General features: G+C 31.0%; 5 protein-coding genes and 1 pseudogene. 3 read left to right on the plus strand and 3 right to left on the minus strand.

Annotated elements, in window-relative coordinates:
- Window position 1: 1 nt before the first annotated feature.
- Entirely contained in the window at window positions 2–3,190 is a 3,189-nt protein-coding gene (locus tag QLQ94_RS10820; protein WP_482499742.1) for a hypothetical protein, read from the minus strand.
- A gap of 77 nt (window positions 3,191–3,267) precedes the next feature.
- Window positions 3,268–4,929, minus strand: a complete 1,662-nt coding sequence (locus QLQ94_RS10825; protein ID WP_482499743.1) for a T9SS type A sorting domain-containing protein — start codon at window positions 4,927–4,929, stop codon at window positions 3,268–3,270.
- Between the two features lie 1,348 nt (window positions 4,930–6,277).
- Between QLQ94_RS10825 and QLQ94_RS10830 the strand changes: the two genes are divergently transcribed.
- Window positions 6,278–6,598, plus strand: a complete 321-nt coding sequence (locus QLQ94_RS10830) for a DUF1016 N-terminal domain-containing protein (protein ID WP_482499965.1) — start codon at window positions 6,278–6,280, stop codon at window positions 6,596–6,598.
- Window positions 6,599–6,670: 72 nt separating this feature from the next.
- Window positions 6,671–6,847 (plus strand): annotated as a pseudogene (locus tag QLQ94_RS10835) (PDDEXK nuclease domain-containing protein); the annotation flags it as partial.
- 41 nt (window positions 6,848–6,888) lie between these two features.
- Here QLQ94_RS10835 and QLQ94_RS10840 read toward each other — a convergent pair.
- On the minus strand, window positions 6,889–7,098 hold the full coding sequence (locus QLQ94_RS10840) for a hypothetical protein (protein WP_482500008.1): 210 nt from the start codon (window positions 7,096–7,098) through the stop codon (window positions 6,889–6,891).
- Window positions 7,099–8,292: 1,194 nt separating this feature from the next.
- Between QLQ94_RS10840 and QLQ94_RS10845 the strand changes: the two genes are divergently transcribed.
- Window positions 8,293–9,498, plus strand: coding sequence for a helix-turn-helix domain-containing protein (locus QLQ94_RS10845; RefSeq protein WP_482499745.1), 1,206 nt, complete (start codon window positions 8,293–8,295; stop codon window positions 9,496–9,498).
- Window positions 9,499–9,721 lie beyond the last annotated feature (223 nt).

The raw sequence follows: 9,721 nt of genomic DNA on the forward strand, positions 1-9,721 counted from the left end.
TCTATTTTTTATAATGATATTCGTTCTCACTCAAGATGTTTCCTTCTGAATCCTTTACAAACTGAAGCCTTCCAAAATTATCGTATTTATAGGTCATTGTAAATCCTTTAGTGTCGGTAACAGAACTAAGCCCTACCATAGGTATATAGGTATAAGTGCTCACAATTGCAGCTGAAAAGACTGGGGCATTTCGAAGAGTTTTTAAAGCTTCCAATAAACTAAGCTCAGTACCTGTATCTGAAATAGTTTGTAAGTTGTTTACATAAGGAGAAACTTCGCTGTATGATGCATTTTCAATTTTGGCGATAGGTCGTGTTTTATTGTACCCCCAAACAATACATACAGGAGTTCCACTCTCAAGGGTGTATTGCAGAATATTTCCTTTTTCGTCATATTGATCATAAGACATTTTTTTTTCCAATGCACCTTCTCTGAATTGTGTAAATTGATATTTGGGCACAAACTGATTTTGGTTGGACGGATTTTTTATAAAATCGGTGTGAGATAATGTAATTCTTGTATCATTTTTTTTTGTTTCGGATTCTATAATTACACCAGTAATATGGCTTTCAATCATATTACTATAAACATCGGACGCAGAAACAGCAAAATCACCGGGGTATCTGTTTATTTGTTTGATTATATTCTCACCAGCTAATTTTTCAATTTCTCTAACATATCTGTAATTGTTATCATACTTAAAATTTGTTGTTGTTATAACATTATTATCGGCGAATGATTCTGTTACAGTTGTTTTTTTTAAGTATGGAAAATAAGTATATATTAAACCCGCCGTGTAACACATGGAACGAATATTACCTGATGTTAAATCATAAACAGGATTAGCATATCTCTTTAGTACCCTGATGTTATCATTAAACCTATTGTTATCATCATTATATTCATAAATTATTTCTTTGACACTTTTTTTAGACACGCTTTTCCCTGGGGTATAATAGGACTCCGATAGTATTTGCCCACGTTCAAGATTCATACTAATTATATCGGTATTTGTCCAGAATCTTTTTTTTGCACCATTCTCATCAACAAAGGTATCGGGATGATCAGTTTTGTAATTTACCAGTGGTTTATCCTGAAAACCATTGTCATGGTTTTTATATTTATAAACTATATAACTTCCATCTTCACTAAGTTCAGTTACTTCGGAATAAGTTATAGGGCTGCCGTCTAATCTACCCATAGGGAAAATATCTTCGGTACTGAAATGAAAGTAATCTAAATTATTATAATCTGGAGCGTACCAGGAAGTAGTTCCAGTTCGAATAACGCTTGTTGCGGTTCCTTTTATTACATCAAAATAGGTTGGTTTGTGCGAGCATACACCGCTTGAGAGAGTACCATTTTTTTGGTAATCTTTCAGGTAATAAAATTCTTTTGAAGTTAGTTTTTGATTGTTGTAATCAAAATTAGCTATTTTTTTTATTCGCAACCCTCCAGTTTTAATATTTTGGTTTCCAGTATTAATTATATTCTCAAAAGGCCACTTTTTTGCCACAGTACCATAATCGTTTTGTTCGTATTCAAATTTTGTGTACCCTTTTGTAGGATAGATTATTTTTGTTAATATTTCAGCAGTCGAATATGCGAAATTTGGCTCTCTTGAATTATAATAATTTTGTTGTTCGCTGGAGTTATTTTTAAAATTTAGCAGAATACCATAGTCACTGGTAGTTAAATTGGGAATGTAGGTGTTACTTCCATTATAGTAGCCATAATGATCAGTTTTGTATGAATTATAATCCGGGAGTGGAGTAGGATTATATTCAAATTTGTAGCTTTGTTTTTCTGCTAAAAGACTTTGTCCCGAAATCAAAACCTCGCTTAATTTTAATCTTGTATTATTTTCCAGATAGGAAAAGTCAATTTTTTTGTAAAGATCTCCCATTTTGTCTTTTACAATGATATCAACGAGTTTTTCAGGAAAGAAATTTTTTACTCTTGCATTTGCTACATCTAAATTCCAATGATAATTTACATTCCCATATTCAAACATTTCTGTATCAAATCGCGATGGACCATACAAAAGCTGATTTGTAACAGTATTATTAAAAGTAATTGTCTCCATAGGGGTACTTATTTTAGTTAGATAACTGGGATTTACTAAAAAACCATATTCTCCATTTAAAGTTTCATTTTTATTTATTGCCTGATATACTTTTTTACCATTAGCAGTCAGTTCCCATACACCTTGCTGAATTTTGCTGTATCTTTTAGAAGAGGTAATTACCTGACCTCTTTTGTACTCCAGTTTGATCTCATCTCCATTTGGGGCTTTAATTGCAGTAAGATTCCATACAACTGCTTTAGGTGCAATTGTTAATGCATCATAAGCTATAGCATGACCAGGACGGCTAAATTCAATTGATTCGTCTGTTCCTCCGAAAATATACTTCACACCATAGGTATCTGTTAAGGTCATTTTGTATAAAAAAGAAATTGAATTTATTGTAACGTAATTGGTATATGGACCTACATAATAAGGATATGGATAATAGGGAGGAGCCTGAAGGTTTTCTAAACTAGGCAACATAAACCTTTTATTGCTATTTGGTTGAAATAATTCCACTTCAATGTCAAAATGTACTCCTTCATTACATCTGATTTTAAATTTTGAATTATGATCCATATAAATATCTCCTGATAGACCGTTAAAACTAAACGAGAAGAAATCTCTTTTTATAGGATTGTTGATGTCAGTCAAAAGTATTTCACGATTTAAATGTCCACTCAGTTTAAGGTCTGAATCCCAATCAGGTTCAGATGTGGGGTTAAAAGTAAGTTCACCTGCTTGATTTGGATCATAAAAATTATTATTTTCTACTCTTGTAATAGATCCCCCCGCATTAAGTAGCCAGCCAAGTCCTACTGATCCAGGAATTACATCAGGCTTATTTCCAACTGCGTTGTGATACATTAAGGAAACAGGGAGATTTAAACTTTTATAAGCAACGTTATATAATGGAATATCTATAGACGGAATTCCAGTAAAATTTCCCGTAGGAATATTTCCAAAAGTACCTAATGTGGAAGCATTGGGGGAGATGTTTAGTAAATCTCTTGTAGGATTTGAGGCATTTTGCACAGAAACCTGGATTTGTCCGGCTAAAGAAAAACAAAATAATAATGTGAATAAAGTGATTATTTTATGTGGGAAAGTATACGGGATCATAGGAATGAATTATATGGTTATGATTTAAAGAAAGATATTACAACAGAAAAAACTATAACTATATTAACTACATACTTTTAATTATGAGCAGATATTTGTTTTATTACTTTTACGGATTCTGTTTTTACATCTGTTTTTACATTGATAATGTAGACGCCATCTGAATATCTACTTAAGTCTACAGGTACCGTTCTGCTGTTAATTTTAAGTTGCTGCAATATTCTCCCAGTCATATCTACCAAAGTGGCAGTACCTTCATTAAAGTCGTAGCCAATAATTACATTGGTGTAAGTCACTACCGGATTTGGAATAGCCTCAATACTAGATTTGGTTTTTTCTATCTTAGTTTTGTCTTTAAGTTTAACCACCCAAAAGTCATTACCTCCAATATTTGAGTTTTTATCTTTTGAAGAACTGGAATTAGAAGTACCGGCCATTAAATACCCACCATCTCTGGTTTCTATTAATTTTCGCAGAATATCTTCTCCGTTACTACCTACAGATTTACGCCAAATTTCTTCTCCTTTATCATTTATTTTTAACGCTATAAAATCATTAAGTCCGTCCTTATCTTTATCAACTAACCCCATAACTTTACCTGTTAACCCATTTGTTGTTCTGCGGGTCTCATTTTTAGAATAACCACCAATTAAATAAGAGAGGTCATTATTTTCAACTAATGAAGTTAGAATGTCTATTTTCCCGAAATCATAAGTCTCAGTCCAGATAATTTCTCCAGTCTTATCTAATTTAAGAATCCAATAATCTGTACCATTATTCACAATTCCTCCCAGCGAAGTTAGTGCTTTAGTACTATTGGAATTTCCTCCGATAATATATCCTTCGTCCTTTGTCTGGTGAATTACATACAAATGATCATCACCATTACTACCGTAAGTTTTTTGCCATTCTATGGCTCCAGTTCCATTTATTTTAATTATCCAGTAATCACCTATTCCTTTATTACTGTCTGTTTTATCTCCAGATATAGGAGAACTCGAATATCCTCCTAAGATATAGCCACTATCACTTGTTTGTTCCATGCTTCTTAATAAGTCAGCATATTTTCCTCCATAAGTTTTTTGCCATTCTATTGCGCCTTGTGTGTTTAATTTTACAACCCAATAATCCATGTTTCCCCTACTTTTTTCAGATTTGCTAAATGAATCTCTTTTGGGATCAGCTGGATCTGTATTTGTATGTGAAACCGGAGGATTAGAACTCGAAGAACCTCCTAAAATGTATCCACCATCTTTAGTCTGAAAAGCACAAATAAGATCATCCTGGCCTGATCCACCAATTGTCCTTTGCCACTGTTCTTCTCCTGACGCATTTAATTTTATAACCCAAAAGTCAGTGTTGCCTTTTGAAGCATCCTTTTTTTGGAAGTCACCAATAGAACTTGAAGTTCCCGCTAAGAAAAAACCTCCATCTTTAGTGTTTTTAATGCTTTGCAGCATGTCAAATCCACTTCCCCCAAAACTTTTTTGCCAGTCCTGGTCTCCCTTTTCATTCATTTTCCAAATCCAGTAATCTAAGTCTCCGTGATTTGTATCTGTTTTATTCCCCGTTTTATCTGACAGAGAACTTCCAGCCAAAATAAAACCGTAATCTGCTGTAGGAAGAGCATCAATAAGATAATCGGAGTTTTTTCCACCATATGATTTTTCCCATAGTATATCTTGAGAATACATAATCACGGAAAAACAAAGGGAAAGTAGTAGGTAAAGTTTTTTCATAAGCATTTTTATTAAATTTTACTCTCTTTTATCTCAAAATAAAACCATAAAAAGTGATTACATTTATTCGTAATAATTGCTCTAGAATTATTAAAGATAGCGGCTAAATTTAATGATTTTGTTTTTTTAAACATTACGGTTTTCCTCATTGATTAGCTAATTTTTGAATTTTTTTATTCATAAAGTTGTTAATATTTAATCAATAAGTAACAACAAATGAGTAAATACGGACTGGTAGGTAATATTTTTTAAACTGCATAAAGAAATTAAATTTTAAATATAAGTTGTAATTATAAACAAGGATAAGTGAGATGAAGCTGAAAAGAAGAGAGTATAATTATTATGTGTTAAATAATATTTATCCACCTTTATGCAAATTATGATAAGAAGTGGATATTTTAACGTTGACCATAAATTAGCAAGCGATATATCAATTTTAAGATTACCACCGGTATATTGTCTTTTTAAGAAATTATAACAATTGATCCTTATACGGGAACCTTGATCCTATAAGATTTAATTACTTGAGATGAGTAAAGACGGAATAATAGTAGCTGAATACTGGACCGATTTGCCGCCTAAAAAGCAGTTTGAAGAAAAAAAATCATTCATAATTGATTGAAGCAAAGTAAAGAATAGAAAGAAAACACCTGTCAGAATAACTATATATGTAATTATGTCCGCATTGTGGACACAATTGAAAACATAAGGGAAATTAATTTTGTTAAATGGTCTTTTTAAAATTGAGATAGATCAATTTTTAAGTTCACTAGAACAACAATAATGCTATCGTGTTTAATATAGTCGAAGGGTTAAATTAGACTTTAGGGATTCCTAGAGCAATGGAAATTTTAAGATGACTCATTATTCATAAAGACTTTGTTTAGTCTGGGAGCTTCACTGGAGAAACATCTTAGTGCGGAACTTCAGACTCCGCAATATAAAGATGACTTGATGAATTACCTTAACAGATTCATCAGAAAGACTGGATTTTAAGAAAGTCTGCAGAAAATCTGCAGGCTTTCTGTTTTGTACCTTATCTGTACTCCATTCCACTGCATCGCCTGCGAATGCTGTATTGCGAATTTCTGAGACTGTTAATTATGTCTACATGGTATGTTAATCCTCGCATATTGTAAAATGATTGTGGTGACCGTAAAATAAATTTTGAAAACATATTTATATCTGAGCTAATTTAGTTTTAGTATTTTGTTTTTGTAAGAAACATTCTATGATACTTATTGTTAATAATTGCATCATGACTGATAAAGAAAACAATATAACATTTATTGACATTGATTTACTTAATGAATTATCTCAACTTGTAGAGTAAAGTCAAAAGCAGGTTATCGTTCAGAATAATTCTATCTTGAGATTACTTTTTTGGCAAATAGGTTTTAGAATTAATGAAACGATACTTCAAAATAAGCGTGCTGAATATGGAAAACAAATTGTGCCGACACTGTCGGCACAATTAGAAACTAAATATGGCAGAAGTTTTACTGAAAAAAAATTAAGACGAATGCTTCGTTTTGCAGAACAATTTTCAGATAAGCAAATGGTGATAGCATTCTCTCAAAAATTAAGCTGGTCACATTTTATTGAATTATTACCCATAAAAAATCATGATGCCATGATTTTTTATGCAAATCAGGTTAGCAGTCAATAAATGAGTGTAAGGGAGTTGCGAAAACAAATAGAAACGAAAACTTTTGAACGTACAGAAATAGCAAACTTACAGATGCCCGCTTCTTATAAGAATTTACAATATAATTTCAAAGATCCGTATTTACTGGATTTTTTAAATTTAGGGAATGGCTATTTAGAAAAGGACTTAGAACAGGCAATATTGTATGAGTTAGAAAAATTCATTCTCGAGCTTGGGAAAGGATTTATATTTGTGGAGCGTCAGAAAAGAATGATCATAGATGGCGAAGATTTCAATTTAGATTTGCTTTTTTATAATCGTAAATTAAAGCGGCTAGGCAGCAGAATCAAGTTTTCTAAAATAATTGACTGCAGGACCTGTTCGTCTGGTCTTTCATCTGCCAGTTTATCAATATGAAAGGTATACGGCCTTACAATTTCTACTAATTCTTCAAGTGAAACACTGCTGCTAAAATTTTCAGCCATTGCTTTTAGAATTAGATCGCTTAATTTTACTGTCATGTCTTTTGATGTATGCAGATTTAAAGTTATGACATTTTTTATTTAAAATCATTGTAGTGAAAAATATTCTCAAAAATATTATGGTAGTGTTATCAAGAAAGGTAAGATGATAAAAGCGGTTATATTTCTGAAATAGTTTGATTATTAACTGCAGCAAAAAAAATGAAAGCAAAAATATTTTTGAATAATTATAAGTCTAATTGTGTCCGCACTGCGGACACAATTAGACTTATAAAACTTGATTATTATTTTACCAAAAAGTGTTTTTTTTAGCGGCTTCAACTTGTCAATTAGACCAACAGCTACAAAGGAATATGAATAAATTTATCAAAGGTAATTATGGATAACATGCACTGAATTAATTATTCGTAATATGATTCAATTGCGTCCGCACTGAAGTCGCAATCAAATTTATCCCAGATTTTTCTTAGTAGATCAGATCGCTCTGCCATTAGAACCTCAGTAGAGAAGGGTTTGATTTTAATGAATTAAGTGCCATGTGAAGAGTTATGCGTCACGATTCTGCCACAAAACTTCGACTTATGAAATATTTCTAAAAAAGCGTCTTAGCTTTTTTGATAGAAAAGGTATCCACTCCAAATAATGTGTGCCAGGATTGTGTTACAAAACTTTATACTGATGAATTTGATTAAAAGACACCTTAATTTTTTGTTGCAAAAAAAGTATTCCTTCCATATAATTTATTTATTTGCCATTGAAATTTTTGCATTATGATCATTGAACTAAAATTGAAGTAAAAAAGAATATGTAAAAAACGTATAAATACGCATTGCCATTTTATTTTTTTATTGTTGGCTGAAAATATTGTAACAAAATTGATTAGTTAGACAATATACTTCCGGTATAGTTTGACTAGTAGTTTCGGGATACGGTAAGCAGAATTATTCAATTTAATTGATCATCGTTATTTTGAATTAATTCCAGTGTAAATTGTTGTTCGTGATTATTTACTCTTACTTTTAATTGATTGGAATCAAACGCAATTCAAGAAAAAAATAACTTTTTAGTTTAACTATCTATTTACTAATAAGTTTATTGAAATGAAGAATATAAAAAATATGATAAGTATTGATAAAAAAACTTTAAAAGGTAATATAGTATGTAAGTAATATTTTTTTTATTTTTGCCTACCACCGAGATTTAAGCCACTTATAAATTTCCAAAACAAATCAAATGATTTCTATCTTTTCTGCCTGCATAGCGGTAGTAATTCTTATATGTATGCTAGTTTCAGTTCTTTTAATTGGTTATTCTTTAAAAACAAAGAGTTATAACATATTGCTTGCTATATTTTTTATTTTGTTATCTTATCCTTTCTTCATTTTATTTTTAGTTGACACAGGACTTATAAAATATGTACCACATGTTTACCGAACTAGTTTAATAGCCCATCTATTATGTATGCCTGCTTCCTATCTTTATGTGCGGTCAGCTACCAAAAATAAAGGTTTAACAAAAAGAGATTTTATATACATCATTCCCGCCTTGATATATATAGTGGACTATTTGCCTTTCTTTTCGCTCACAGGAGCTGAAAAAATTGGTATTATGCATTCTTTACAGTTAAATAAGAAAGTTTTATTTTTTTATGAAAGTCGGTTTTTTCGTGCGGGATTTTATATTGTTTTTAAGTACGTTTTGGCATTTGCATATTGGATCGCTCAGGTTAATTTTATAATTGGACTTTACAGAGTTAAAAATTCAGATTTTAAAAAAGAAAATCGCATATGCCTTATGTGGTTTACTGTATTTGTTTCGTCGCAGATTTTTTTGTTTTTTCCTTTATTAAACCTCCTGGAGTTAAGCGAATCTTACGATAAATTAATTGTGTTTTTATTTACGGGTGGACCTACGGCACTATTTGCTATTAGCCTTTTTTTATTTCCCAGAATTTTATTCGGAATCAGAGGAATTGTATTAGTGGATGCAAATCCCGCTTTGGCTAAAAAGACAAGTAATTTAATCCCTCTGATTTTAGATCAGAATCAACAACAGTCCACAACCCCTAAATATTTATCTCATTCAAAAATGAAAGAAATTGCATTGCAGATAAAAATGCATATTGATCAAAATAATTCCTATTTAGATGCACAATTTACGCTGCGGCAATTGTCAGAAGAGCTCTCGATTCCTATGCAATATATTTCTGCAGTAATTAATGAATGTGAAAAGGTAAATTTTAATGACTTTATTAATTCTTACAGAATTGAATATTGTCTGAAATTACTAAAGGAAAATGATCATAAGAATCAAACACTTGAATCAATAGCTGCAAAAAGTGGCTTTAATAATAGAAATACTTTTACTATTGCCTTTAAGAAAGTAATGGGACAAACACCTTCAGATTATATAAAAAAATCTGATTCCTTCGTACTATAAAAGTTTTTTTTATTCTCATTTTGCCTCTTTTTATCATTCATGGCAGATAAAATCTACAATATAATATAAATATAGACTTGCCTCTATTTTTTTAAGAAAAGTGTCTTGTTCAAATTTGATATTCATTATTTATTATTCTCACATTTTATCGTTAAAGCATTGAAAATTTGTGTTTGTGATGGATTTATTTATATTTTGAATATTCTTTTCTGATAATTTTTAA

The organism is Flavobacterium sp. B114r, from assembly GCF_056824125.1.

Coding starts and splice junctions, on each gene's coding strand:
- QLQ94_RS10820 (WP_482499742.1), bottom strand. CDS start 3,190: ATGATCCCGTATACTTTCCCACATAAAATAATCACTTTATTCACATTA.
- QLQ94_RS10825 (WP_482499743.1), bottom strand. CDS start 4,929: ATGAAAAAACTTTACCTACTACTTTCCCTTTGTTTTTCCGTGATTATG.
- QLQ94_RS10840 (WP_482500008.1), bottom strand. CDS start 7,098: ATGACAGTAAAATTAAGCGATCTAATTCTAAAAGCAATGGCTGAAAAT.
- QLQ94_RS10845 (WP_482499745.1), top strand. CDS start 8,293: ATGATTTCTATCTTTTCTGCCTGCATAGCGGTAGTAATTCTTATATGT.